24 protein-coding genes and 2 tRNA genes are annotated in these 24,339 nt (G+C 54.4%); 17 read left to right on the forward strand and 9 right to left on the reverse strand.

Annotated elements, in window-relative coordinates:
- Position 1: 1 nt before the first annotated feature.
- A complete protein-coding gene (gene argA, locus ACQE3Z_RS10040) occupies positions 2–1,330 on the reverse strand; it encodes an amino-acid N-acetyltransferase (protein WP_085070352.1) in 1,329 nt (442 codons plus the stop codon).
- 231 nt (positions 1,331–1,561) lie between these two features.
- On the opposite strand from argA, the gene amiC reads away from it, so the two are divergent.
- Positions 1,562–2,809 carry an N-acetylmuramoyl-L-alanine amidase AmiC gene (gene amiC / locus ACQE3Z_RS10045; protein ID WP_250650771.1) on the forward strand — a complete coding sequence of 416 codons (1,248 nt, stop codon included), beginning with the start codon at positions 1,562–1,564 and terminating at the stop codon, positions 2,807–2,809.
- An 86-nt stretch (positions 2,810–2,895) separates the two neighbouring features.
- Here the strand turns inward: amiC and ACQE3Z_RS10050 are convergent.
- Positions 2,896–2,972, reverse strand: a tRNA-Met gene (locus tag ACQE3Z_RS10050).
- A gap of 49 nt (positions 2,973–3,021) precedes the next feature.
- Positions 3,022–3,098 (reverse strand) — tRNA-Met (locus ACQE3Z_RS10055).
- Positions 3,099–3,300: 202 nt separating this feature from the next.
- On the opposite strand from ACQE3Z_RS10055, the gene mltA reads away from it, so the two are divergent.
- Both mltA and tcdA read left to right on the forward strand, forming a co-directional pair.
- Positions 3,301–4,452 (forward strand): murein transglycosylase A, encoded by a 1,152-nt coding sequence (mltA, locus tag ACQE3Z_RS10060; protein ID WP_426973662.1) that lies wholly within the window; start codon positions 3,301–3,303, stop codon positions 4,450–4,452.
- A gap of 56 nt (positions 4,453–4,508) precedes the next feature.
- Positions 4,509–5,312, forward strand: coding sequence for a tRNA cyclic N6-threonylcarbamoyladenosine(37) synthase TcdA (gene tcdA / locus ACQE3Z_RS10065; protein WP_426973663.1), 804 nt, complete (start codon positions 4,509–4,511; stop codon positions 5,310–5,312).
- Here tcdA and csdE read toward each other — a convergent pair.
- Both csdE and csdA read right to left on the reverse strand, forming a co-directional pair.
- Entirely contained in the window at positions 5,275–5,739 is a 465-nt protein-coding gene (csdE, locus tag ACQE3Z_RS10070; RefSeq protein WP_426973665.1) for a cysteine desulfurase sulfur acceptor subunit CsdE, read from the reverse strand. The two genes, tcdA and csdE, sit on opposite strands and share 38 nt — an antisense overlap.
- Before the next feature lie 5 nt (positions 5,740–5,744).
- Positions 5,745–6,950 carry a cysteine desulfurase CsdA gene (gene csdA / locus ACQE3Z_RS10075; RefSeq protein ID WP_426973667.1) on the reverse strand — a complete coding sequence of 402 codons (1,206 nt, stop codon included), beginning with the start codon at positions 6,948–6,950 and terminating at the stop codon, positions 5,745–5,747.
- A 218-nt stretch (positions 6,951–7,168) separates the two neighbouring features.
- Between csdA and ACQE3Z_RS10080 the strand changes: the two genes are divergently transcribed.
- From ACQE3Z_RS10080 to rlmM, 4 genes are all read left to right on the forward strand, one after another.
- The gene (locus tag ACQE3Z_RS10080) at positions 7,169–7,393 is read left to right on the forward strand and encodes a YgdI/YgdR family lipoprotein (RefSeq protein ID WP_426973668.1); all 225 of its coding nucleotides are present in this window, start codon (positions 7,169–7,171) and stop codon (positions 7,391–7,393) included.
- A gap of 341 nt (positions 7,394–7,734) precedes the next feature.
- On the forward strand, positions 7,735–8,652 hold the full coding sequence (gene gcvA, locus ACQE3Z_RS10085) for a glycine cleavage system transcriptional regulator GcvA (RefSeq protein WP_085070366.1): 918 nt from the start codon (positions 7,735–7,737) through the stop codon (positions 8,650–8,652).
- Between the two features lie 57 nt (positions 8,653–8,709).
- On the forward strand, positions 8,710–9,105 hold the full coding sequence (locus ACQE3Z_RS10090) for a DUF423 domain-containing protein (protein ID WP_250650766.1): 396 nt from the start codon (positions 8,710–8,712) through the stop codon (positions 9,103–9,105).
- A complete protein-coding gene (gene rlmM, locus ACQE3Z_RS10095) occupies positions 9,098–10,198 on the forward strand; it encodes a 23S rRNA (cytidine(2498)-2'-O)-methyltransferase RlmM (RefSeq protein WP_426973670.1) in 1,101 nt (366 codons plus the stop codon). Before ACQE3Z_RS10090 ends, rlmM begins: the two co-directional genes overlap by 8 nt.
- A 219-nt stretch (positions 10,199–10,417) precedes the next feature.
- Here rlmM and xni read toward each other — a convergent pair whose 3' ends face one another.
- From xni to queF, 3 genes are all read right to left on the reverse strand, one after another.
- Positions 10,418–11,173, reverse strand: a complete 756-nt coding sequence (xni, locus tag ACQE3Z_RS10100; RefSeq protein ID WP_426973672.1) for a flap endonuclease Xni — start codon at positions 11,171–11,173, stop codon at positions 10,418–10,420.
- Between the two features lie 37 nt (positions 11,174–11,210).
- Positions 11,211–12,575: a nucleotide 5'-monophosphate nucleosidase PpnN gene (ppnN, locus tag ACQE3Z_RS10105; RefSeq protein ID WP_426973673.1), complete on the reverse strand. Its 1,365-nt coding sequence runs from the start codon at positions 12,573–12,575 to the stop codon at positions 11,211–11,213.
- 183 nt (positions 12,576–12,758) lie between these two features.
- Complete coding sequence (gene queF / locus ACQE3Z_RS10110) at positions 12,759–13,604, reverse strand: NADPH-dependent 7-cyano-7-deazaguanine reductase QueF (RefSeq protein WP_085070376.1); 846 nt, start codon at positions 13,602–13,604, stop codon at positions 12,759–12,761.
- A gap of 107 nt (positions 13,605–13,711) precedes the next feature.
- Between queF and syd the strand changes: the two genes are divergently transcribed.
- The 4 genes from syd (at position 13,712) to ACQE3Z_RS10130 (ending at position 16,434) form a co-directional block, all read left to right on the forward strand.
- Positions 13,712–14,266: a SecY-interacting protein gene (syd, locus tag ACQE3Z_RS10115; RefSeq protein ID WP_426973675.1), complete on the forward strand. Its 555-nt coding sequence runs from the start codon at positions 13,712–13,714 to the stop codon at positions 14,264–14,266.
- 604 nt (positions 14,267–14,870) lie between these two features.
- Complete coding sequence (locus ACQE3Z_RS10120; protein ID WP_250650759.1) at positions 14,871–15,197, forward strand: YqcC family protein; 327 nt, start codon at positions 14,871–14,873, stop codon at positions 15,195–15,197.
- On the forward strand, positions 15,197–15,976 hold the full coding sequence (gene truC, locus ACQE3Z_RS10125; RefSeq protein WP_426973677.1) for a tRNA pseudouridine(65) synthase TruC: 780 nt from the start codon (positions 15,197–15,199) through the stop codon (positions 15,974–15,976). The genes ACQE3Z_RS10120 and truC overlap by 1 nt, the downstream gene beginning before the upstream one ends.
- 11 nt (positions 15,977–15,987) lie before the next feature.
- On the forward strand, positions 15,988–16,434 hold the full coding sequence (locus ACQE3Z_RS10130; protein ID WP_426973679.1) for a flavodoxin: 447 nt from the start codon (positions 15,988–15,990) through the stop codon (positions 16,432–16,434).
- 35 nt (positions 16,435–16,469) lie between these two features.
- Here the strand turns inward: ACQE3Z_RS10130 and garD are convergent, their stop codons facing one another.
- Positions 16,470–18,029 (reverse strand): galactarate dehydratase, encoded by a 1,560-nt coding sequence (garD, locus tag ACQE3Z_RS10135; protein ID WP_250650756.1) that lies wholly within the window; start codon positions 18,027–18,029, stop codon positions 16,470–16,472.
- A gap of 18 nt (positions 18,030–18,047) precedes the next feature.
- Between garD and ACQE3Z_RS10140 the strand changes: the two genes are divergently transcribed.
- From ACQE3Z_RS10140 to garR, 6 genes are all read left to right on the forward strand, one after another.
- Positions 18,048–18,278 carry a hypothetical protein gene (locus ACQE3Z_RS10140; RefSeq protein WP_426973680.1) on the forward strand — a complete coding sequence of 77 codons (231 nt, stop codon included), beginning with the start codon at positions 18,048–18,050 and terminating at the stop codon, positions 18,276–18,278.
- A gap of 266 nt (positions 18,279–18,544) precedes the next feature.
- Positions 18,545–19,891 (forward strand): MFS transporter, encoded by a 1,347-nt coding sequence (locus tag ACQE3Z_RS10145; RefSeq protein ID WP_426973681.1) that lies wholly within the window; start codon positions 18,545–18,547, stop codon positions 19,889–19,891.
- 9 nt (positions 19,892–19,900) lie between these two features.
- The gene (locus tag ACQE3Z_RS10150; protein ID WP_426973683.1) at positions 19,901–21,247 is read left to right on the forward strand and encodes an enolase C-terminal domain-like protein; all 1,347 of its coding nucleotides are present in this window, start codon (positions 19,901–19,903) and stop codon (positions 21,245–21,247) included.
- Between the two features lie 10 nt (positions 21,248–21,257).
- Positions 21,258–22,598 (forward strand): glucarate dehydratase, encoded by a 1,341-nt coding sequence (gudD, locus tag ACQE3Z_RS10155; protein ID WP_426973684.1) that lies wholly within the window; start codon positions 21,258–21,260, stop codon positions 22,596–22,598.
- Positions 22,599–22,623: 25 nt separating this feature from the next.
- The gene (gene garL / locus ACQE3Z_RS10160) at positions 22,624–23,385 is read left to right on the forward strand and encodes a 2-dehydro-3-deoxyglucarate aldolase (RefSeq protein WP_426973685.1); all 762 of its coding nucleotides are present in this window, start codon (positions 22,624–22,626) and stop codon (positions 23,383–23,385) included.
- 13 nt (positions 23,386–23,398) lie between these two features.
- Entirely contained in the window at positions 23,399–24,289 is an 891-nt protein-coding gene (garR, locus tag ACQE3Z_RS10165; protein WP_085072294.1) for a 2-hydroxy-3-oxopropionate reductase, read from the forward strand.
- The last annotated feature ends 50 nt before the right edge of the window (positions 24,290–24,339 follow it).

Genomic DNA, 24,339 nt, shown 5'->3' on the forward strand with positions numbered 1-24,339 from the left:
GTCAGGTCAAATCGGCCATCAAGACTTTAGAACGACGCTGGTAGTTATACATTTGCTTCTTGCTTTCCGGCAGCAGCTCGATATCTACCGGCGTAAAGCCGCGCTCCTGGAACCAGTGGATGCTGCGGGTGGTTAATACAAACAATTTTTTCAGCCCCAGCTGACGCGCCTGCAAAGCAACGCGCTGTAGCAGCATTTCGCCGCGTGAAGAGCTGCGATAGTCAGGGTGAACCGCCACGCAGGCCATTTCACCAATCTGCTCATCCGGGAAAGGATAGAGCGCCGCGCAGGCGATGGTCAGGTTATCGCGCTCGATAATGGTGAATTTATCGATCTCCATCTCCAGCTGTTCACGCGAGCGACGCACCAGAATTCCCTGCTGTTCCAGCGGACGGATCAGCTCCAGAATGCCGCCGATATCGTTGATGGTGGCGCGTCGGATCTGCTCTGCGGATTCCATCACGATTTGCGTGCCGATGCCGTCACGGGAGAACAATTCCTGTAACAGCGCGCCATCTTCCTGATAGCTGATCAAATGACTGCGACGCACGCCGCTGCGGCAGGCCTTAACCGCACCGCGCAAAAAGCGCACCGTTCCTGAAAGGTAGTCACCACGCTGTTCCAGGGTTTCAATACGCGCCTGCGCCTCGTTCGGGAACAGTTCAGAAATAATATTGCCTTCATCATCCGTTGCGCCCTGCTCAGAGCAGAAGCCGATCATTTTTTCCGCTTTCAGTTTAATTGCCAGCTGCGTGGCTACCTCTTCCGACGTCAGATTAAAACTTTCGCCAGTCACCGACACGGCTACCGGGCCAATCAAAACAATGGCGTCGCTGTCGAGCTGACGGTGGATTGCCTCTTCATCAATACGGCGAATACGGCCGCTGTGGCAATAGTCGATGCCGTCATCCACGCCCAGCGGCTGAGAGATAATAAAGTTGCCGCTGACCACATTGATATGCGCGCCCTGTAGCGGCGTATTGCTCAGGCTCATCGACAGGCGGGCGGTAATATCCAGCTGCAAACGTCCGGCGGCCTGCTTAACCAGCTCAAGGGATTGCGCATCGGTTACGCGGGTATGCTTGTGGTAGACCGGTTCCAGCTGATGTGCCGCCAGGCTGGCATCGATTTGTGGCCGTGCGCCATATACCACTACCAGACGAATGCCGAGGCTGTGCAGCAGACCAATATCGTTAACTATGCTGGAAAAGTTATCATGCTCAATCGCCTCGCCGCTGAGCATAATGACAAAGGTCTTATCCCGATGGGCGTTGATATAGGGAACGGAATGGCGAAAACCCTGAACCAGTGCGGTACTACGTTCCTTCACGGCAAACCCTCTTTTGCATGACTATTCGGTTTTTGTGTATTTTTATTCTTTTGTTGCCTGAAGTGCAAGCGGCTTTTATTATCGCTTATCATTTTTCACAATCGGATAATAAGGTTAACAGGCTGCATTTAAGGCTTTTTTCCGGATGACAGCATAAAAGCGATTGGGTTAAAGTTTTCGCCACATTTTTTTCTGGCTTTTTTTTAGACACAACACAGTATCTGGAGCGGCATGTCCGAATCTAATCCCGTTATCAGCCGTCGTCGGCTGTTACAGGGCGCTGGAGCAATATGGCTATTGAGCGTTAGCCGGGTGGGGTTAGCGGCCAGCAGTCATATTGTTGCGGTGCGCATCTGGCCTTCTTCCAGCTATTCCCGCCTGACCATTGAATCAAGCGTGGCCCTGAAATATAAGCAGTTTGCCCTGAGTCATCCCGAACGTGTGGTGATCGATATTGAAAACCTGCACTTGAATCGGGTACTGAAAGGGGTAGGGCATCTGGTGCAGAAAAACGATCCCTATATCAAAACGGCGCGTGTGGGCCAGTTCGATAAAAACACCGTACGCATCGTGCTGGAGCTAAAGCAAAATGTCGCGCCGCGCCTGTTTACGCTGGCGCCGGTAGCTGGCTTCCAACATCGCCTGGTGGTGGATCTCTATTCGGCGTACGACACCCAGGACGATCCGCTACTGGCGTTGCTCAAGGATTATAATCAGGGCGATCTGGAACGTACGCAGCCCGCCGAGGCGCCGCTGCCGGGTAAAGCCGGGCGCGATCGTCCTATCGTTATCATGATCGATCCGGGACACGGCGGCGAAGATCCCGGCGCGCATGGCCTGCATAAGACGCGTGAAAAAGATATCGTGCTGAAAATTGGCCGCCGCCTGAAGGCGCTGATTGATAAAGAGCCGAATATGCGTGCTTATATGACGCGTAATGAAGATGTCTTTATACCGCTGAAGGTGCGGGTGGCTAAAGCGCGTAAGCAGCGGGCCGATCTGTTTGTTTCCATTCATGCCGATGCCTTTACCAGCCGGGCAGCACGCGGCTCCTCAGTGTTCGCGCTCTCCACTAAAGGCGCAACCTCAGCGGCGGCGCGTTTTCTTGCCCAAACGCAGAATGAATCAGATTTAATTGGCGGCGTAAGTAAAAGCGGCGATCGCTATCTTGACCATACTATGTTCGACATGCTGCAAAGCCAGACCATTACCGATAGCCTGAAATTTGGTAAGGAAGTGCTGACGCGTATCGGCAAAATTAACCACCTGCATAAGCGCAGCGTGGATCAGGCAGGATTTGCGGTATTAAAAGCGCCCGACATTCCATCGATTCTGGTGGAAACAGCCTTTATCAGTAACCCAGCGGAAGAGCGCAAGCTGCGTACGGCGCGCTATCAGCAGCAGGTGGCTGAAGCGATTCTTGGCGGCATCAAAGCCTATTTTTCAAAAGGGGCGGCGCTGGCGCACCATAAGAAGTGAGAGTACCGGGGAGCGCGCTTGCGGGCGAACCGGTTTTTTACCAAACGCCAGATACAAAAAAACACCCTTAAGGGTGTTTTAATGATTGGTTGCGGGAGCCGGATTTGAACCGACGACCTTCGGGTTATGAGCCCGACGAGCTACCAGGCTGCTCCATCCCGCGTCCGGATGTTGTCGCTTCCGTCACGACACTCTATTGCGTACTGCTTAATTGGTTGCGGGAGCCGGATTTGAACCGACGACCTTCGGGTTATGAGCCCGACGAGCTACCAGGCTGCTCCATCCCGCGTCCGTGGAAGCGCACTATACTCTTACCGGATTATGATGCAACCCCTTTTTGAAAATTAATTGGGATAATAGCGCCAGTTGTTGAATATCTCCGCGTCTTGCTGATTAATTAAACAAATGGCGCGACTCTTTTTCCGGTAACGCATTTCATTCTTATTACCCCTTTGCTATCTTGCCCTGCACGCAGCTGAGGTGAGAATACAATGAAAGGACGTTGGACGAAGTATTGGGTTACGGGCGCGCTGTTAGCACTGCTGGCGGGCTGTTCCTCTAAGCCGACCGATCGCGGTCAGCAATATAAAGATGGCAAAATCGAGCAGCCTCTGGCGCTGGTGAATCAGCCGAATGCCAAAGGGCGTCCGGTTAACGGTAAAGATTTCGGCGATCAGGTCAGTGAAATACGCTTTGCCTCTTCTTCTTTATATACACGTCAAAATAATACCTATAGCGCTATTGAGAACTGGTTGCTGGCAGGGGGCGATACACGCCAGCTGCGACTGTTTGGCCTGGATGCGTACCAGATGGAAGGGGTGGATAATTACGGCAACGTCCAGTTTACCGGTTATTACACGCCGGTTATCCACGCGCGCTATACGCGCCAGGGCGAGTTCCAGTATCCGCTGTACCGTATGCCGCCGCGTAGTAAAGGCCGCAAATTGCCGAGCCGGGCACAGATCTACAGCGGCGCGCTGGATGAGCGCTATGTGATTGGCTACAGCAATTCGCTGATGGATAACTTTATTATGGATGTGCAGGGCAGCGGCTATGTGGATTTTGGCGATGGGCGTCCGCTGATGTTCTTTGGCTATGCCGGTAAAAATGGCTGGGCCTATCACAGCGTCGGTAAAGAGCTGATCGATCGCGGCGAAGTGAAACGCGAAGATATGTCGATGCAGGCGATCCGTAAGTGGGCCGATGAGCACAGCCCGGAAGAGGTGCGTGCGCTGCTGGAAACCAATAACTCTTTCGTTTTCTTTAAGCCGGAGGAGTTTACGCCGGTGCGCGGTGCCAGCGCGGTGCCGCTGATTGCGAAAGCGTCGGTTGCGGCGGATCGTTCGCTGATCCCGCCGGGCACGGTGCTGCTGGCAGAAGTGCCGCTGCTAAATAATGACGGCAAGTTCACCGGTAAGTATGAGATGCGTTTGATGGTGGCGCTGGATGTAGGCGGGGCCATCAAAGGGCAGCACTTTGATATTTATCAGGGCATTGGGCCGGAGGCGGGGCATATGGCCGGCTTCTTTAATCATTATGGCCGCGTTTGGGTGCTGCGCGCTGCGCCGGGCACCGGCACTACGCTGTTCAGTAACGTGCAAAACAACCAGAATGGTTCAATGCTGGTCAGCGCCAGCCAGTAAACTTCTGTATAGCGGGCCGTTCTGGCCCGCTATTGACTATCAACAAAGGTTATTTCATGAGAGTTCTCTCTGACGCCTGGCGGCAGCGCTTTGGCGGTACGGCGCGTCTCTATGGTCAGGACGCATTACAGCTGTTTGCCGATGCGCACGTCTGCGTGATCGGCATCGGCGGCGTTGGCTCATGGGCGGCGGAAGCGTTGGCGCGTACCGGTATCGGTGCTATTACCCTGATCGATATGGACGACGTCTGCATCACTAATACCAACCGGCAAATTCATGCTTTGCAGGGCAATGTCGGCAAGGCAAAAACGGAAGTGATGGCCGAGCGTATCCTGGCGATCAATCCGGAATGCACGGTTCACTGCGTGGACGATTTTATTACGCCTGATAATACTGCGGAGCTGATGGGCGCAGGCTACAGCTATGTGATCGATGCCATCGATAGCGTGCGGCCCAAGGCGGCGCTGCTTGCCTGGTGTCGCCGCAATAAGATCCCGGTGGTAACCACTGGCGGCGCTGGCGGACAAATCGATCCTACCCAGATCCAGGTGAGCGATCTGGCGAAAACCATTCAGGATCCGCTAGCGGCGAAGCTGCGGGAGCGGCTAAAGCAGGATTTTGGCGTGGTGAAAAACAGTAAAGGCAAGCTGGGCATCGACTGCGTGTTTTCTACTGAAGCACTGGTTTATCCTCAGCCGGACGGCAGCGTTTGCGCTTCACGCAGCACGGCAGAAGGCCCGAAACGGATGGGTTGCGCCTCCGGTTTCGGCGCCGCTACGATGGTAACGGCTACCTTTGGTTTTGTGGCGGTATCGCACGTGCTTAAGAAAATGTTGGCGAAGGCGGCGCGTCAGGGTTAGCCGCCGCTGCGCGAACCGCCTGGGCCAGCGCGTCCAGCCCGCTGCTGCGCGAGGCGCTCAGCTGTTCGCGCAGGCCCAGCTCATCAAATAGCTGCAGCGGATCCTGCTGCAGCAAGGTTTCCGGCTGCTGCCGTTCAACGGCCGTAAGCAGCACCGCCAGCAGGCCGCGAACGATTCTTCCTTCGCTGTCACCGTAAAAATGCAGGGATCCGTCAGGCAGGCGCTGATGACCCAGCCAGACGCGATTTTCACAGCCGCTCAGCTCAATTTCCGTGCTCTTCAGCGCATCCGGCAGCGGCGGCAGCTGTTTGCCCAGCAGAATCAGCTGACGATAGCGTTCTTCCCAGCCGGGGCAGGCAGCAAACTTTTCTTTTAATGATGAAACGGTGATCAGTGCAGCAAACGGATGTGGAGCGATAAGCGTCATAGTGATTACTCTGCCAGTAAAGTGATGGCGTTATGGATGGCGCGCACCAGCGCATCGACATCCTGCAGGCTATTATAAGGGGCAAATGAGGCGCGCAGTGTACCGCTGACGCCCAGCGCTGCCATTAATGGTTGCGCGCAGTGCTGACCGGCGCGTACCGCCACGCCGCTTTCGGCCAGCAGCGTGACCACGTCGCTGTGATGAATATCGGCAATATCAAAAGAGAGCAGGCTGGATTCACCGCTGCGGAAGCTACGAAAGCCGGGAATCGCCTGTAGCTGTTCTTCCGCCAGCGTTGCCAGGCTACAGCTCCAGCGTTCTGCCGCCTCGATATCTACCTTTTCCAGCCATTCCAGCGCGGCGCTCAGGCCGATAACGCCTGCGACGTTTGGCGTTCCGGCCTCAAAACGCCAGGGGATCGGCTGCGGCGTAAAGCCATTAAAATCCACATGGCTAAGCATTTTGCCGCCGCCCTGCCAGGGAGCCATCGCTTCCAGCAGCGCCGGTTTACCGTACAGCGCGCCTATGCCCATCGGCCCGTAAAGTTTGTGGCCGGAGAAGGCATAAAAATCGATATCCAGCGCCTGCACATCCGGCGGGCAGTGCACCACGCCCTGGGCGCCGTCTACCATAACCAATGCCCCGGCGGCATGCGCCAGCTTTATCGCCTGCGCCAGATCGGGACAGCCGCCGGTCACGTTGGACATCTGGCTCAGCGCCAGCAGACGCGTTTTACCGGTTAATAGCGTGGGTAACAGCGCCATATCCGGCAGGCGATCCGGGCCCAGCGGCCATTTCACCACCCGTGCACCGGTCTGTTCAGCAACCATTAGCCAGGGCACCAGATTGGCATGATGCTCTGCTTCGCTAACGATAATCTCGTCGCCAGGCTGTAAGGTAGGTCTGAATGCGCTCTGCGCCACAAGGTTGATCGCTTCGGTGGTGCCGCGTGTCCAGATAATCGTCTGTGGATTTGGCGCATTAATCAGGCCAGCCACCTGCGCACGCGCGCTTTCATAACGCTCAGTAAGCTTACGCGCCGCCGCATACTGGCTGCGATGCACGGTACCGGCGCTCAGGCTGTAATAGTGATCGGTGGCCTCAATCACCGCCTGAGGTTTTAATGCGGTGGCGGCGCTGTCCAGATAAACGCCCGCGTTTGCCAGCGCCGGAAACTGCTGGCGGAACTGGGCGGGATTAAATAGGGTCATGCGGTTCTCATTACAATAAAGGTTTAGCTTCTGCGGCCAGGAACAGGCCGAATAGCGCCTAAGCCACTGGCAAAGCAGCAAATCCGCGTTATGCTGAAAAGGCAAGGTTTAAACTGTTTACCGCCGATTTACCAGAGCGAATGTTGCTGCTGAGCACCATTCACGCTGGCTGATTAGGACGGTTGGTTTATCGCATTTAATCTGCAAGGAGATAGAAAATGAAAAAACTCGCCGCAGTACTGGCCGCCTGTGCCATGACATTTACTTTAGCTGCCTGTTCCAGCAATTACGTTATGCATACCAATGATGGACGCACGATTGTTGCCGATGGTAAGCCTATGGTAGACGATGATACCGGTATGATCAGCTATAAAGATGCTCAGGGCAACGAGCAGCAGATCAACCGCTCTGATGTCAAAGAGATGGTAGAGATGGGCCAGTAATTTCAGGCAAAAAAAAGCACCGCTTATGCGGTGCTATTAAAATCACTATGGACAGACAGGGTAAATCTACAGGAATAAAAGGTAGCCAGGCTACCCGATCTGAAAAGCGTCAGATCAAATTGCAAACACAACATCACGACCACAAGCCAAAAGCCCTCTGAAATCAGTAGTTTCCTACCTATTCTGAAAACTTTTCGTTCCGGCTCAGGAAGTGCGGCAACTATAGGTATTTGCTGGAGCTTCCTCAACGGACAATTTATAATGTCTCGGATAAAAAAATCTAATACGTAACGCGGCGCTTTCGGGTTGCGTCAAAGTGTTTCAGCCAAGATTTGGAAACCATGTCAAAACGTCTTCCACCATTGAATGCCCTGCGCGTTTTTGATGCAGCAGCGCGTCATCTTAGCTTTACCAAAGCGGCTGAAGAGCTGTTTGTTACCCAGGCAGCCGTAAGCCATCAGATTAAGTCTCTGGAAGATTTTCTCGGTCTGAAGCTGTTTCGGCGGCGTAATCGTTCGTTATTATTGACCGAGGAAGGTCAAAGCTACTATCTGGATATTAAAGAGATTTTCTCGGCGCTTAATGATGCGACGCGTAAGCTGCAGGCGCGCAGCGCCAAAGGCGCGCTGACGGTAAGCCTGCTGCCGAGTTTTGCGATTCAGTGGTTGGTGCCGCGTCTCTCCAGCTTTAACTCAGCTTATCCGGGAATCGATGTGCGTATCCAGGCGGTAGACCGTGAAGAGGAGAAACTGGCCGACGATGTGGACGTGGCGATTTTTTATGGTCGCGGCAACTGGCCGGGGCTGCGTGTAGAAAAGCTATACGCTGAATATTTGTTGCCGGTTTGCTCGCCGCAGCTGCTTACTGGCGATAAGCCGTTAAAAACGCCAGCCGATTTAGAACATATGACGCTCTTGCATGATGCTTCGCGCCGCGACTGGCAATCCTATACGCGCCAGTTAGGCTTGCAGCATATTAATGTGCAGCAGGGGCCGATTTTTAGCCACAGCGCGATGGTGTTGCAGGCGGCGATTCATGGACAGGGCGTGGCGTTGGCGAACAATGTTATGGCGCAAAGTGAAATTGAGGCTGGTCGCCTGGTTTGTCCTTTTAATGATGTGCTGGTAAGTAAAAACGCTTTTTATCTGGTTTGTCATGACAGCCAGGCAGAACTGGGTAAAATAGCCGCCTTTCGACAATGGATTCTGGCAAAAGCCGCAAGCGAGCAAGAAAAATTCCGCTTCCGCTACGCCAATTAACCTGTTTATTTAACCGCGACGGAGTGACCCGGCGCGTTATGTTACGAGGATCGTTCGATGTCCAGTCGTGCAATGTTAATTTTTTCAGCCATCAGCGGATTTTTCTTTGTCGCTTTTGGCGCATTCGGTGCGCACGTCCTGAGTCAGTCTCTGGGGCCCACAGAAATGGCCTGGATTCATACCGGTCTGGATTATCAGGCCTGGCATACGCTGACCATTATCGGCCTGGCTGCGGCGATGCTTCGTCGCGCAAATATCTGGTTTTACTGGAGCAGCGCCTTTCTGGCCCTGGGCGTAGTGCTGTTTAGCGGCAGTCTTTATTGTCTGGCGCTGTCGCATTTGAAGATGTGGGTGTTTATTACGCCAGTAGGCGGCACCTGTTTTCTGATTGGTTGGATTTTAATGTTAATCGGCGCGCTGCGTCTGAAGAGAAAGGCAGATCGCCATGAATAAAGTGTTGTTGTATTGCCGTTCCGGTTTTGAGAAAGAGTGTGCGGCAGAGATTACCGATAAAGCGGCGCAACGTGAAATTTATGGTTTCGCTCGGGTAAAAGAGAATTCCGGCTATGTGCTGTTTGAGTGTTATGAAGCGGCCGAGGCCGACAAGCTGGTGCGCGAACTGCCTTTCAGCGAGCTGATTTTTGCTCGTCAGATGGTGGTGGTGGGTGAACTGCTGCGTGATCTACCGCCTGAAGATCGTATCTCCCCAGTGGCCGGGATGATAAACGGCGTGGTAGAGAAGGGCGGCGACCTTCGGGTCGAGGTGCCGGATACCAATGAAGCGAAGGAATTGCTGAAGTTTTGCCGTAAGTTTACCGTTCCGCTGCGTAGCGCGCTGCGTCAGCAGAAGAGTTTGCTGAATTACGAGAGCGCCAGCCGACCGGTGATCCATGTGTTCTTTATCGCTTCTGGTCACTGTTATGTGGGTTACTCTTATCCCAACAATAATTCGCCGTTTTTTATGGGTATACCTCGGCTTAAATTTCCTTCCGATGCACCAAGTCGTTCGACTCTCAAGCTGGAAGAGGCATTTCACGTGTTTATTCCGGCTGATGAATGGGATGAACGTTTGGCTAGCGGGATGTATGCGGTTGATCTTGGAGCCTGTCCGGGCGGCTGGACATATCAGTTAGTGAAACGCAGCATGATGGTGCATGCGGTAGATAATGGCCCGATGGCGCCTTCTTTAATGGATACCGGGCAGGTGACGCATCATCGTGAAGATGGGTTCAAATATCGTCCCACGCGCAGCAATATTAGCTGGGTAGTGTGCGATATGGTGGAAAAGCCGGTGCGCGTGGCTAATTTGATGGCGGAATGGCTGATCAACGGCTGGTGTCGCGAGGCGATTTTTAATCTGAAGCTGCCGATGAAGAAGCGCTATGAAGAAGTATCGCAGAATCTGGCGATGATTCAGGAGAAGCTGCAGGAGAATGGCATTAACGCCCAGATTCAGGCACGTCAGCTTTATCACGATCGCGAAGAGGTAACGGTGCATATTCGCCGCATTTGGGGCGCAGCGCCGGGCCGTCGCGACGAACGGTAGAACATCTTACACCAACGCTAATCCCGGGCGAATAGTATTGCTTCCGCTAAGGGATTAGCGATTAAGTTAACTACAAAAAGCTTTTAATAGATATAAGCGCAGAACCCAATGTAGTTGCGTCTGGTCTGGTTTAATATTCGCGACGGGGCTCTGGTTTGCAGGTCATAACCATTTATTAAAAGTGGTTTCCTCAGCCCCGGCAGCAGCCAGGACCGGGTTTCACTTCTGCAGGCGCAACGCCTTTAAATTACCGTTAAGATTAAGATCGGTACGCAGCGTAGCGACACGCTGGCTAATAAATGCCATCTCACGCTGTTCGATTAACTTTTTACGCCACTTATCTGGTACGGCATCAAGCTGTTGATAGAGCGTTTCCAGAGAACCAAACTGCTGTAATAACTGACTGGCGCTTTTGGGACCAATGCCTGCGACGCCGGGTATTTTGCTACTGCTGATGCCTGCCAGCCCCCAAAAATCGGGCAGCTTCTCTGGCGTAACGCCAAATTCCTGTTCAATAAAAGGTAAGTCCAGCCACCGTTTCTGAAAATAATCGCGAATGCGAATCTCAGGAGCCAACAGCTGACAATACCCTTTATCCGTTGAAACAATGGTCGCCTGATGGCCGCTTTGCGCCACCTTCACGGCCAGCGTAGCCGCCAGGTCATCGGCCTCATCACCTTCAGCGGACCAGCAGGAAACGCCCGCCTGACGAAACGCCATCTGCAGCTCGGGCATTTCTCGCTGCAAATCCTCCGGCATTGGCGGACGGCCCGCTTTATAATCGGGTAACAGCTGATGCCGCCAGCCTTCGCGACGCAGTTCATCATCAAATACCGCAACGGCATGCGTCGGCTGTGTATGGCCTAATAACTGCTGTAATGCCGCTACGCAACGATCCTGACAGGGCGAACCCTGCACGGCATGAATACGACGAATAAGATTGAGCGCATCAACAATTAATAAATGAATAGTCATAGTTAAAGGCGGGCAACCTGAAGCCGCCCGTTTGCGATTATTTAATGATTTCGTAGCACGGTATATAGGCCGTGCCCGGCAGCTTCATGCGGTGCTGAGCCACGAAGCCCTGCAGCAGATCGTCCATGCGATGCATAATGGCCGGGTCGCCATGAAGCCTGTAGGGGCCTTTCTGCCGAATCTCGCGGATACCCATCTCTTTCACGTTACCGGCAACGATACCTGAGAAGGCGCGACGTAAGGCCGCTGCCAGTTTTTCCGGCGGCTGATTAGGATAGAGATTAAGATTGGCCATGTTTTCATGCGTAGGCAGGAACGGAACCTGTAAGTCTGGCTCAATACGCAGCGACCAGTTAAAGCTGTAAGCATCACCGCTTTCACGACGGTTCTCTTTAACCTGCGGCATCGCTTTTTTCATCTGGCGCGCCACTTCGGTGGCATCGTCAATAATAATGGTGTAATAACGACGCGCCTGCTCACCTACGGTATTCACGATAAACTCATCCAGCACGCGGAAATAATCGGCGCTCTCTTTGGGCCCGGTCAGAATCAACGGCAGCACCTGATCGTTATTCTCCGGATTCATCAGAATACCCAGCAGATAAAGCAGCTCTTCCGCCGTACCGACGCCGCCCGGGAAAATGATAATGCCGTGAGCGATACGCACAAACGCTTCCAGGCGCTTTTCAATATCCGGCATGATAATCAGCTCATTGACCAGCGGGTTCGGCGGCTCGGCAGCAATAATCGATGGCTCTGTCAGACCGATAAAGCGCCCTTCACGGTAGCGCTGCTGCGCATGACCCACCGCAGCGCCTTTCATCGGCGCTTCCATTACGCCAGGTCCGCAGCCGGTACAGATATTGAGTTCGCGCAGGCCGAGTTGGGTGCCGACATTGCGGCAATATTGATATTCGGTGGCGTTAATTGAGTGCCCGCCCCAGCACACCACCATATTAGGGTTTTCGCCTACGTGCAGGGCGCGGGCGTTACGCAGGATAGAGAAAACCAGATTGGTAATATGGATGGAATTATCCAGATCGAGTTGCTGAAAGCGGCCTGCCGTTTCGAACTGACCCGTAACAAACAGAATATCGCGCAGTACGGCAAACAGGTTTGCCTGCAAAGAACGAATAATACGTCCGTCAACAAAGGCCTCTTCCGGAGGATTGATCAGTTCCAGTTTTACGCCGCGCTCGCGGCGTAGCACATTAATATCGAAGTTTTCAAAGCGGGAGAGCAGTTCATGGCTGCTGTCGGTCTGGCTACCGGAGTTAAGCACGGCGAGAGAACAGTTGCGAAACAGCTGATAGAGATCGCTGCTGGCCGTACGTTTCAGCATGTCGACTTCTAATTGCGACAGCAAATCCATTGAGCCAAGTGGGCTGATATGTGTAATCAAGTGCGCTCCTTTACACCCGCCGGGGTGACAAATGACACCGTGCCGTTACGATAACCGCACGGTGACGAGAAAATCCCTGGACGGTAGCGTATCGCTACCGCTGCTTCTCAGAGTAGCTTGCTGTACTGAAGTTCCTCAACCGATTCCTGTAACAGCGCGCAGTCCTGCGAGGAACTGCGCAATTTACTGACGCACCAGGCGCGAATGGCTGGGCGAAAAATCAGTATTGCTGCGCCATGGATTAATATCCAGTCCGCCGCGTCGCGTATAGCGGGCATATACCGACAGCGTCTCCGGCTGGCAGAAGCGCAACAGATCGTTAAAGATACGCTCCACGCACTGCTCATGGAACTCATTATGATGACGGAACGAGACCAGATAGCGTAGCAAGGCCTCACGCTTGATGCGCGGCCCGCGATAGCGAATTTGTACCGAGCCCCAGTCAGGCTGGTGAGTAATCAGACAGTTCGATTTCAACAGATGGCTGACCAGCGTCTCTTCAACGATCTCTTCGCCTTTGGCATCGGCCAGATAATCAGCGTTGAACTGATAGTCATCGATGCTGATATCCTGCTCATCAATGCAGAAACCATCGAACTGACCAATGGGTTGCCCTTCAATCTCTTGCAGGCGAAACAGCGCCACGCTGACTTCACCCTGCGCGCAGGCGCGTAAATCGCGCTCCAGCGTTTGGCGCACTTCGCCCCAGTCGGCAAAGCGTGTCTGATTAAAACTGTTAAGATAGAGTTTAAAACTTTTTGATTCGATGAGATTAACGCTATCCGCCCGCAGCACGACCTCGCCCACAGCAACCTGAGGAACGCCTTTCGCATTCAGCCACGAGAGCTCATACAATGTCCAGATATCGGCACCATGGAAGGGCAGATGAGTGGGGTAAAGACCCAAAGGCTCACGATTCAGCGAGCGGGGCACCGCCTGCAGCAAGCCAGGTTCATACCGATCCTGATATGCGGTTGGCTTGCCCAGCGTCAGGCCGGCAAGCGCTTGATGTTGTTCATAAGAAGACATAACGTAACCTCAAACCCGTCGGGGAAGACGAGTTGCGTCTTTTCCTGTGATAAAGAAACGGTAAACAAGGCTGTAAGTGTAACTCAGTCAGCCTGGAGTAAAAAAAGATGAATGATCTTATTGCCGCCGCGTTGCGGGACTTCACTCAATACTATTGCCAACGTTGGCAGCAGGATTATGGCCATCTGCCTGCCAGCGCCGAGTTATACGAAATTCCTTCGCCCTGCGTGACAGAAAATCGTGACGAACGCGTGCTGTGGCAGCCGCAGCCTTTTAGCCTGGAACCGCACCTTGCGGCGGTAGAACGGGCGCTGGAACTACAGCTACAGTCTTCGGTGGTGAGTTATTATACAACGCAATTCGCCGGAGATATGCAGGCGACGCTCGGGCAACGGCCAATCACTTTACTTCAGGTATGGAGCGAGACCGATTTTGAGCGAGTACAGGAAAATCTGATTGGGCATTTGGTCATGAAAAGGCGTTTAAAACAAACTCCAACCCTGTTTATTGCCACCACATCTTCTGATTCAGAAATTATATCGGTGTGCAATTTAACGGGTGAAGTGATCTGTGAAACACTGGGAACGCCACGACGTGAAAAACTGGCAGCGGATCTTCGGACGTTTCTTAAGGCATTACAACCGGTTACTGAGGTGAGTTAAGCGATCGACTTATCATACTGTGAGACATCTCTTACATTAGCTGTAAGAGATCGCCAGAAAAAACCACAAGAAAATTGAAAGTTTTTTTGTGAAAATAATGTAAATCATCAACTTAGTGAAATCTGCCTTTTCAGATTTTTGCCAGGCTTAACTGTTAAAGGAAAAGGTATCTTGTTTCCTGTGCTGGCTAAGGCAAACTGTACATTATCGGAAAGGGAATCCGTGGATTGGACAACGTCAGGGAAGGCGTTCATCAGGATGATGTGCCGCACAGGGAAAGGCGTTAAAGGATGGCTTCAGGACGAAGCTGAATATTCCAGGATGGAATAAAAGGACACCTCCAGGATGGAGAATGAGAGCCAGACAGGACGACTGGTGGGCCAGGAAAGCCAATGGAGTATCGCCATGAAGGCGTGTTTGTCAGGATGACAACAGGGAAAAGTTTTCATGGATGAGCAGGGAGCACCAGAGTAGCGGGACTGCTGCAAACGAACCGGGGGCACTGTTAATACAGTGCCCCCTTTTTTTATGCTGCGCGTTTTCCCGCCGCCCCGGCGATGCTATGCTTGCCGCCCTTAAAATTTCACCCGTTGTGAGGATGCCCATGCACCGTGAACATCAGGTTCGCCAGGGGTTGCTGGCGGTCGAAGCATTACTGAAAACGCATGCGCTATGGCAGAGCGAAGCGCCTGAGGCGGCTGCGTTCGACAGCACACAGCCGTTTTTCCTCGATACCATGCAGCCGCTGGAGTGGTTGCAGTGGGTCTTGATCCCCCGGATGCACGCCTTGCTCGATGCCGAGGCTGCGCTACCGCAGAATTTTGCTATCGCGCCCTATTATGAAATGGCGCTGGAAACCGGGATGCCGGGTCGGCGCGAGTTGCTGATTCACCTTAGCGCGCTTGATGCGCTGTTTATAACGGATCGTTGATGCTGGAAATTATCTATCAAGATGAGTGGCTGGTCGCGGTAAATAAACCGGCCGGATGGCTGGTGCATCGCAGCTGGCTGGATCGCAAAGAGAAAGTCGTGGTGATGCAAACGGTGCGCGATCAAATTGGGCAGCACGTATTTACCGTGCATCGCCTCGATCGTCCTACCTCCGGCGTTCTGCTGATGGGGCTTTCCAGTGAGGTTGGTCGTTTGCTGTCGCAGCAGTTTGAGCAGCACCAGATGGTAAAAACCTATCATGCCGTGGTACGTGGCTGGCTGGAGGGCGCGGAGCGGCTCGATTATCCGCTTACCGAAGAGCTGGATAAGATAGGGGATAAATATGCCTCGCCGGATAAAGGACCACAGCCGGCGGTAACCCACTGGTGCGGACTGGCAATCACGGAACAGCCGGTGGCAATTGGCCGATATCCTACTTCCCGCTACAGCCTGGTGGAGCTTCAACCTGCAACGGGACGCAAACATCAGCTGCGGCGTCATCTCTCTCATTTGCGTCACCCGATTATTGGCGATACCACCCACGGTGATTTACGTCAGAACCGCGGTGTGGCGCAGCATTTTGGCTGCGACCGCTTAATGCTGCACGCCAGCAGCCTGGCGCTGAACCATCCAGTTACCGGCGAGCCGCTTATTTTACGGGCCGGGCTCGATCATGAGTGGCAGCGTCTGATGCAGCAGTTTGGCTGGCAACACCATCTCCCTGATATTCCCAGGGTTGAGTTTGCACAGACGCCAGGCCAGGATAGAGAATCACATTAAGGGAGAAGTTTATGGCGCAGATAGGTATTTTCGTCGGAACGGTTTACGGCAATGCGTTGCTGGTCGCGGAAGAGGCGGAGCCGATCCTGCAAGAGCAGGGACATCAGGTACAGATTTTTGAAGATCCCAGCTTTAACGACTGGCAGCAGTATAGCGACAAAGTTGCGCTGATTGTTACGTCCACGACCGGGCAGGGTAATTTTCCTGACAGCATTGCCGGGCTGTATCACGACGTAAAAGATAAGCTGGGGCATCAGCCGCAGCTGCGCTATGGCGTTATCGCGCTGGGCGACAGCAGCTACGATCACTTCTGCGGCGCAGGGAAAACCTTTGACGCCCTGCTGCAGGAGCAGGGCGCAATGCGTACAGGCGATGTACTGCTGGTGGATGCGATGGAATCACCGGAGCCGGAAAGCGTGACCTCGCCCTGGGTAGAAAACTGGGGCAAGCTGCTGTAATCCCTCCCGCTTCGGTAAGCGTTGCTTTTCGCCGGTCAGGTTACCGGAGCGGGATTAAACACCGCCAGTGCATTGCGAATGCCCCAGCGGTCGGACCAGGTTTGCTGACGACCGCTGGCGATATCCAGAATCAACGTGAATAAACGCCAGCCCACCTGTTCAATGCTCTCTTCTCCGGTCGCAATAGTGCCCGCGTTAATGTCCATTAAATCGTGCCAGCGGTTAGCTAATGCGGTGCGCGTCGCCATTTTGATCACCGGAATGGCGGCCAGGCCATAGGGCGTGCCGCGTCCGGTGGTGAAAACCTGTAGCGTAATGCCGGAAGCCATCTGCTGCGTACCGCAGACAAAATCGCTGGCGGGCGTGGCGGCATAAATCAGTCCGCGTTTCGTGGGACGCTGTCCCGGCGACAGCACCTCAACAATGGCACTGCGTCCTGACTTGGCAATCGAGCCAAGCGCCTTTTCTACCACATTTGCCAGCCCGCCTTTTTTATTGCCCGGCGAAGGATTGGCGCTACGATCGGTTTGACCCTGACGCAGATATTCATCATACCAGGCCATCTCTTCCAGCAGTCGCTTACCGGTTGCCTCATCTACCGCGCGCGGCGTTAATAAATGTATCGCATCACGAACCTCGGTGACTTCGGAAAACATCACCGTTGCGCCGCAGCGCACCAGCAGATCCGAGGCGTAGCCCACCGCAGGATTTGCCGTTACGCCGGAAAAAGCGTCGCTACCTCCGCACTGCATACCCACAATCAACTCAGAAGCGGGGCAGGTTTCTCGCTGTCGCTGGTTCAGGCGCTGCAGGTGCCGGTCCGCCACGCGCAGGATTTCCTGCACCATCGCCTCAAAGCCGACATGACGTTCATCCTGCAAACGCACAATATCTTCTTCGCCGAGGGAGATCGCCTGTACATCATCGCCGTTAGCGGCTAACAGCCGCTCCGGCTGGAGTTTCTCGCAGCCAAGGCTCACCACCATCACCTCACCGCCAAAGTTGGCGTTCAGCGCCAGGTTATGAATGGTGCGGATAGGGATAATAGCTGCTGGCGCATTGATCGCCACGCCGCAGCCGTAGAGATGATTCAGCGCCACCACGCCATCGACGTTGGGGTAACGCGGCAACAGCTCGCGCTCAATAATGTTGACCACATAATCCACTACGCCAGCCACGCAGTGTACGCTGGTGGTAATTCCCAACAGATTACGCGTGCCGACGCTGCCATCGGCGTTGCGGTAGCCTTCAAAGGTATAACCCTCCAGCGGCGGCAGCGGCTCCGGCACGCGCGTCGCCAGCGGCAAGCTTTCCAGCGGCGGCGCTTCCGGTAGCGCTACCAGCGACTCTTCAATCCAGCTGCCCTGAGCAATATCACGCAGCGCGTAGCCAATCACTTCGCCATAACGGCGAATGGTTTCGCCACGCGCAATCGCGCTGAGCGCCACCTTGTGCCCCTGAGGAACATGTTCCGTCAGGCGCAGGCCGCAGGGAAATAGGCTGCCAGCCGATAAACCGTTGTCATTCACTACGATAGCGACATTGTCGTCTTCGTGTACCCGAATGTAGCGCGGCGTCTCTTCGAATATTTTCATTGCTTCGGTATCCAGTAAATGGAAAAGGGTGGAAAGGGAGATGGCGCTGGTGAAAACCGCGTCTTAGGTTTTTGCTGTGAAAAGTATAAGAAGCGGCAACAGGGCGAGCATTATGCAAATGACCTGGTTTCTGTTTACCGTTTAATTCATTTTCAGGCTTTAGAACAAATGCAAGTGAAGAGGCTCACAAACCCAACCCGCACTCCCGCTGGCCCTCAGCCTGTCGGCCTGAAAAAAGCGATTCCGTGAGCCGTGCCGCAGCGAATTATGCAAACGCCATAAAATAAGCATTTTTCACCATCAAATATCGGGCTTTATTCCAGTGAATTGCCCCGTTGCGCTCCATATACTTTTTCCCAGCTTTGACGACTGGTGAGACAACAGCGCTGCGTAATCGATGTTTTTGCTAACAAATAATTATCGCCATGTTTAACCCAACCTCATTCTGATACTCAACGCGAAGTGTATGCAGTCAGAGTGGAAAGTAGCGTACCGCTATATTTCAGGAGTGCATCATGAATTCATACAGCCAGGCGGAAAGCGCCGTGGAAAAAAGAACCAACGCACGATACTGGATCGTTGTGATGTTGTTTATCGTCACATCTTTTAACTATGGCGACCGCGCCACGCTTTCGATTGCCGGCTCTGAGATGGCGAAAGATATTGGCCTCGATCCGGTCGGCATGGGCTATATCTTCTCGGCGTTCTCATGGGCTTATGTGATTGGCCAAATCCCCGGCGGCTGGCTGCTTGACCGTTTCGGCTCGAAGCGCGTCTATTTCTGGAGCATCTTCATCTGGTCGCTGTTTACGCTATTGCAAGGGTTTGTTGATATTTTTGAAGGATTTACCGTTATCGTTGCGCTCTTTATGTTGCGTTTTCTGGTGGGACTGGCGGAAGCGCCATCTTTCCCCGGCAACAGTCGGATCGTTGCCGCCTGGTTTCCAGCGCAGGAGCGCGGCACCGCAGTAGCGATTTTTAACTCAGCGCAATATTTCGCCACCGTTATTTTCGCGCCAATTATGGGCTGGTTAACCTCGCAGGTAGGCTGGGCGCATGTCTTCTGGTTCATGGGCGGGCTGGGCATCATCCTGAGCTTTATCTGGTTGAAGGTGATCCACGATCCTAACGATCATCCAGGCGTTAACCGGGCCGAGCTGGAATATATGGAGAAAGGCGGCGCACTGATCAATATGGATGCGAAAAAGAGCCAGGAAAAAGTCAGCGGACGTGAAAAGTGGCTCCAGATTCGTCAGCTGATCACCTCGCGGATGATGCTCGGGATCTATCTCGGTCAGTACTGTATCAACGCCCTTACCTACTTCTTTATTACCTGGTTTCCGGTTTATCTGGTGCAGGCGCGCGGTATGTCGATTCTGAAAGCGGGGTTTATCGCCTCGGTACCGGCTATCTGCGGCTTCCTTGGCGGCGTGCTTGGCGGAGTTATCTCTGACTGGCTGATGCGTAAAACCGGCTCGCTGAATATCGCCCGTAAAACGCCTATCGTTCTCGGCATGCTGCTCTCCATATCAATGGTGACCTGTAACTATGTTGATACCGAATGGGTCGTGGTGTTCTTTATGGCGTTGGCTTTCTTCGGTAAAGGCATCGGCGCGCTCGGCTGGGCGGTCATGGCAGATACCGCTCCTAAAGAGATGAGCGGCCTCAGCGGCGGCCTGTTCAATATGTTTGGCAATATTTCCGGCATCGTTACCCCTATCGCTATTGGCTACATCATCGCCACCACCGGTTCTTATAACGGCGCGCTGATCTATGTGGGGATCCATGCTTTCATTGCGGTGCTGAGCTACCTGGTATTGGTGGGTGACATCAAACGCATTGAGCTGAAAAAAGTAGCGTAAGGAGAGGTGATGAATACGCAAAGCACGCCCGTCATTACCGATATGAAAGTGATTCCGGTTGCCGGTCATGACAGTATGCTGCTCAATATCGGCGGGGCGCACAGCGCTTACTTTACCCGCAATATCGTGGTGTTAACCGATAGCGCCGGGCATACCGGCCTGGGTGAGGCACCAGGCGGGGAAACCATCTTACAGACGCTAACCGAGGCGATCCCGCAGGTGGTTGGACATGAAGTCGGCCGCATGAACCGGCTGGTACAGCAGGTGCATAAAGGTAATCAGCATGCTGATTTCGATACCTTCGGCAAAGGTGCCTGGACATTTGAACTGCGGGTCAATGCGGTGGCCGCGCTGGAGGCTGCTCTGCTCGATCTGCTGGGCCAGTGCCTGAATGTGCCAGTAGCCGAGCTGCTTGGGCCAGGCAAACAGCGCGATGAGGTCACGGTGCTGGGCTACCTGTTTTATATCGGCGACCGGCAGAAAACCGATCTGCCTTACCTGAGCGGCGAACGGGCAACACATGAGTGGTATCACCTGCGCCATCAACAGGCGCTGGATAGCGCGGCGGTGGTTCGGCTGGCGGAAGCGGCCCAGGATCGTTACGGCTTTAAAGATTTCAAATTAAAAGGGGGCGTGCTGCCGGGCGAAGAGGAAATAGAGACTGCGCGTGCGCTGAAAAAACGCTTCCCGGACGCGCGGATTACCGTTGACCCTAACGGTGCCTGGATGCTGGATGAAGCGATCGCCCTTTGCAAAGGGCTACAGGATGTTCTCAGCTATACCGAAGACCCTTGCGGAGCGGAACAGGGATATTCCGGGCGTGAGGTGATGGCGGAGTTTCGCCGCGCCACCGGCCTGCCGGTCGCGACGAATATGATCGCCACCAACTGGCGTGAAATGCAGCACGCCATCATGCTGAACGCGGTGGATATTCCGCTGGCCGATCCGCATTTCTGGACTTTAAGCGGCGCGGTGCGCGTTGCGCAGCTCTGCGACGACTGGGGCCTGACCTGGGGCTGCCATTCCAACAATCATTTCGATATTTCTCTGGCGATGTTTACCCACGTCGGCGCGGCCGCGCCGGGTAAGCCGACCGCCATCGACACTCACTGGATCTGGCAGGAAGGCGATCGGCATTTGACCAAAGCGCCGTTGCAGATCCGTCACGGCAAAATTGCCGTGCCCGATAAGCCCGGACTGGGTATTGAGCTGGACTGGGAACGCCTGCAACAGGCGCACGAGCTGTACAAAACCTTGCCGGGCGGCGCGCGGAACGATGCAACCGCGATGCAATATCTTATTCCCGGCTGGACTTTCGATCGCAAGCGCCCGGCGTTCGGGCGCAGCAAAGCATAAGGAATCGACCATGAGCCAACAGAACGCCACGCCGAGAATTACCGCTATGCAGGTCATCCCCGTTGCCGGTCACGACAGTATGCTGCTCAACCTGAGCGGGGCGCACGCGCCTTTTTTTACCCGCAATATTGTCATCATCAAGGATAACGCTGGCCATACCGGCGTAGGTGAAATTCCCGGCGGCGAGAAAATCCGCCAGACGCTGGAAGAGGCCGCGGCTCTGCTTATCGGCCATACGCTGGGCGAATATAAAAACCTGCTCAGTCTGGTGCGCACCACCTTTGCCGATCGCGACGCCAGCGGACGCGGTACGCAAACTTTTGACCTGCGCACCACCATTCATGTGGTTACCGGTATTGAAGCCGCGCTGCTTGATCTGCTGGGGCAGTTCCTTGGCGTTAATGTTGCCAGCCTGTTGGGTGAAGGGCAGCAGCGCGATCGGGTTGAGATGCTCGGCTATCTGTTTTACGTGGGCGATCGCCGCAAAACGACGCTGCCCTACCAGAGTGAGCCGGATGCCAGTTGCGACTGGTATCGCCTGCGTCATGAGGAGGCGCTGACGCCGGAAACGGTCGTCAGGCTGGCCGAGGCGGCGTATGAGAAATATGGCTTCAACGATTTCAAACTAAAGGGCGGGGTGCTGGCAGGCAGCGAAGAGGCGGAAGCGGTAACCGCGCTGGCGCAGCGTTTTCCGGAGGCGCGCATTACGCTTGATCCCAACGGCGCCTGGTCGCTGGAAGAGGCGATTAAGCTGGGTAAACAGCTGCGCAACGTACTGGCCTATGCGGAAGATCCGTGCGGTGCCGAGCAGGGTTATTCAGGACGTGAAGTGATGGCGGAGTTCCGTCGCGCCACTGGTCTGCCGACCGCCACCAATATGATCGCCACCGACTGGCGTCAGATGGGGCATACCCTGTCGCTGCAGTCGGTGGATATCCCGCTGGCCGACCCGCATTTCTGGACCATGCAAGGCTCGGTGCGTGTGGCGCAAATGTGTCATGAGTTCGGCCTGACCTGGGGTTCCCACTCCAATAATCATTTCGATATTTCGCTGGCGATGTTTACCCACGTTGCCGCCGCCGCGCCAGGCAAGATTACCGCCATCGATACGCACTGGATCTGGCAGGAAGGCAACCAGCGCCTGACGAAGCAGCCGCTGGAGATCAAGGGCGGCATGGTGCAGGTGCCGCAGAAGCCAGGGCTGGGCGTTGAGCTGGATATGGATCAGGTAATGAAAGCCAATGCGCTTTATCAACAGCATGGGCTGGGCGCGCGCGATGATGCGCAGGCAATGCAGTTCCTGGTGCCGAACTGGCGCTTTGATAACAAACGTCCGTGTCTGGTGCGCTAAGCGCGCTTAACCGAGAGGAAACAACATGTCCTGGTCCAACTATTTTCGTCAACGTCTGCTAAGCGGCGAAACGCTGATCGGCAGCTGGTGTTCGCTGGCAAATCCTATTACCACAGAGGTTCTTGGCCTGGCGGGTTTCGACTGGCTGGTGCTGGACGGCGAACATGCGCCGAACGATATCACCACCTTTGTACCGCAGTTGATGGCGCTTAAAGGCAGTCCCAGCGCAGCGGTGGTTCGTCCGCCCTGCAATGAGCCGGTGATTATCAAACGCCTGCTGGATATTGGCTTTTATAATTTTTTGATCCCGTTTGTGGAAAGCGAAGAGGAAGCCGCACTGGCGGTGGCCTCAACGCGCTATCCGCCCGCCGGTATTCGCGGCGTCTCGGTTTCGCATCGCAGCAACATGTACGGCACGCTGCCGGACTACAACCTTGATATCAACAGTAATGTCAGCGTGCTGGTGCAAATTGAGAGCCAGCAGGGTGTGGAAAATCTCGACAGCATTGCGAATGTTGATGGCGTGGACGGCATTTTTGTCGGCCCGGGCGATCTTTCCGCTGCGCTCGGCTATCTGGGGCAGCCTGCCCATCCTGAAGTGTTAAAAGTTATTCAGCATATCTTTGCGCGGGCGAAAGCCGCAGGCAAACCGAGCGGCATTCTGGCCCCGGTCGAGGCTGACGCGCGCCGCTATCTGGAATGGGGTGCAACCTTTGTTGCCGTGGGAAGCGATCTGGGCGTGTTCCGTAACGCCACGCAGGCGCTTTGCGATCGTTTTAAAAAATAGCTTAACAAGGGGAATAGCAATGAAAGTGGGATTTATTGGTCTGGGCATTATGGGCAAACCCATGAGCAAAAACCTGCTGAAAGCGGGTTATACGCTGGTGGTTCGTGATTCCAATACGCAAAACGAGGCGGAGCTGGTTGAGCTGGGTGCCACCACGGCGAAAACGCCGAAAGAGGTCGCCGAACAGTGCGACGTCATCATTACCATGCTGCCAAACTCGCCGCACGTTAAAGAGGTGGCGCTGGGCGAAAATGGCATCATCGAGGGGGCGAAACCCGGCACGGTACTGATTGATATGAGCTCGATTGCGCCGCTGGCCAGCCGCGAAATTCATCAGGCGCTGACGGCAAAAGGCATCAGCATGCTGGATGCGCCGGTGAGCGGCGGCGAACCCAAAGCGATCGATGGCACGCTGTCGGTGATGGTGGGCGGCGACAAAGCGGTTTTCGACCGTTATTACGATCTGATGAAAGCGATGGCCGGTTCGGTTGTGCATACCGGTGATATCGGCGCAGGCAACGTGACCAAACTGGCGAACCAGGTCATTGTCGCGCTGAATATTGCCGCGATGTCAGAAGCGCTCTCGCTGGCGACCAAAGCGGGCGTTAACCCGGATCTGGTTTATCAGGCTATCCGTGGCGGGCTGGCAGGCAGCACGGTGCTGGATGCCAAAGCGCCAATGGTGATGGATCGTAACTTCAAACCGGGTTTCCGTATCGACCTGCATATTAAAGATCTCAGTAATGCGCTGGATACCTCGCATGGGGTTGGCGCGCAGTTGCCGTTAACGGCCGCTGTCATGGAAATGATGCAGGCGTTAAAAGCAGATGGCATGGGCACCTCCGATCACAGTGCGCTGGCCTGCTATTATGAAAAGTTAGCGAAGGTTGAAATTTCACGCTAGCCATCCGCACCGGTTACAGAGCCGGTCAGGCTGACCGGCTTCGTTTTCTG

Source organism: Pantoea sp. FN0307, from assembly GCF_050113815.1.
GTDB lineage: Bacteria > Pseudomonadota > Gammaproteobacteria > Enterobacterales > Enterobacteriaceae > Mixta > Mixta alhagi.

Coding starts and splice junctions, on each gene's coding strand:
- amiC (WP_250650771.1), top strand. CDS start 1,562: ATGTCCGAATCTAATCCCGTTATCAGCCGTCGTCGGCTGTTACAGGGC.
- xni (WP_426973672.1), bottom strand. CDS start 11,173: ATGACTATTCATTTATTAATTGTTGATGCGCTCAATCTTATTCGTCGT.
- ACQE3Z_RS10120 (WP_250650759.1), top strand. CDS start 14,871: ATGCACCGTGAACATCAGGTTCGCCAGGGGTTGCTGGCGGTCGAAGCA.
- gudD (WP_426973684.1), top strand. CDS start 21,258: ATGAGCCAACAGAACGCCACGCCGAGAATTACCGCTATGCAGGTCATC.
- ACQE3Z_RS10130 (WP_426973679.1), top strand. CDS start 15,988: ATGGCGCAGATAGGTATTTTCGTCGGAACGGTTTACGGCAATGCGTTG.
- syd (WP_426973675.1), top strand. CDS start 13,712: ATGAATGATCTTATTGCCGCCGCGTTGCGGGACTTCACTCAATACTAT.
- ACQE3Z_RS10090 (WP_250650766.1), top strand. CDS start 8,710: ATGTCCAGTCGTGCAATGTTAATTTTTTCAGCCATCAGCGGATTTTTC.
- rlmM (WP_426973670.1), top strand. CDS start 9,098: ATGAATAAAGTGTTGTTGTATTGCCGTTCCGGTTTTGAGAAAGAGTGT.
- gcvA (WP_085070366.1), top strand. CDS start 7,735: ATGTCAAAACGTCTTCCACCATTGAATGCCCTGCGCGTTTTTGATGCA.
- tcdA (WP_426973663.1), top strand. CDS start 4,509: ATGAGAGTTCTCTCTGACGCCTGGCGGCAGCGCTTTGGCGGTACGGCG.
- csdA (WP_426973667.1), bottom strand. CDS start 6,950: ATGACCCTATTTAATCCCGCCCAGTTCCGCCAGCAGTTTCCGGCGCTG.
- truC (WP_426973677.1), top strand. CDS start 15,197: ATGCTGGAAATTATCTATCAAGATGAGTGGCTGGTCGCGGTAAATAAA.
- garL (WP_426973685.1), top strand. CDS start 22,624: ATGTCCTGGTCCAACTATTTTCGTCAACGTCTGCTAAGCGGCGAAACG.
- ACQE3Z_RS10150 (WP_426973683.1), top strand. CDS start 19,901: ATGAATACGCAAAGCACGCCCGTCATTACCGATATGAAAGTGATTCCG.
- queF (WP_085070376.1), bottom strand. CDS start 13,604: ATGTCTTCTTATGAACAACATCAAGCGCTTGCCGGCCTGACGCTGGGC.
- csdE (WP_426973665.1), bottom strand. CDS start 5,739: ATGACGCTTATCGCTCCACATCCGTTTGCTGCACTGATCACCGTTTCA.
- mltA (WP_426973662.1), top strand. CDS start 3,301: ATGAAAGGACGTTGGACGAAGTATTGGGTTACGGGCGCGCTGTTAGCA.
- ACQE3Z_RS10145 (WP_426973681.1), top strand. CDS start 18,545: ATGAATTCATACAGCCAGGCGGAAAGCGCCGTGGAAAAAAGAACCAAC.
- ACQE3Z_RS10140 (WP_426973680.1), top strand. CDS start 18,048: ATGGAAAAGGGTGGAAAGGGAGATGGCGCTGGTGAAAACCGCGTCTTA.
- garD (WP_250650756.1), bottom strand. CDS start 18,029: ATGAAAATATTCGAAGAGACGCCGCGCTACATTCGGGTACACGAAGAC.
- ACQE3Z_RS10080 (WP_426973668.1), top strand. CDS start 7,169: ATGAAAAAACTCGCCGCAGTACTGGCCGCCTGTGCCATGACATTTACT.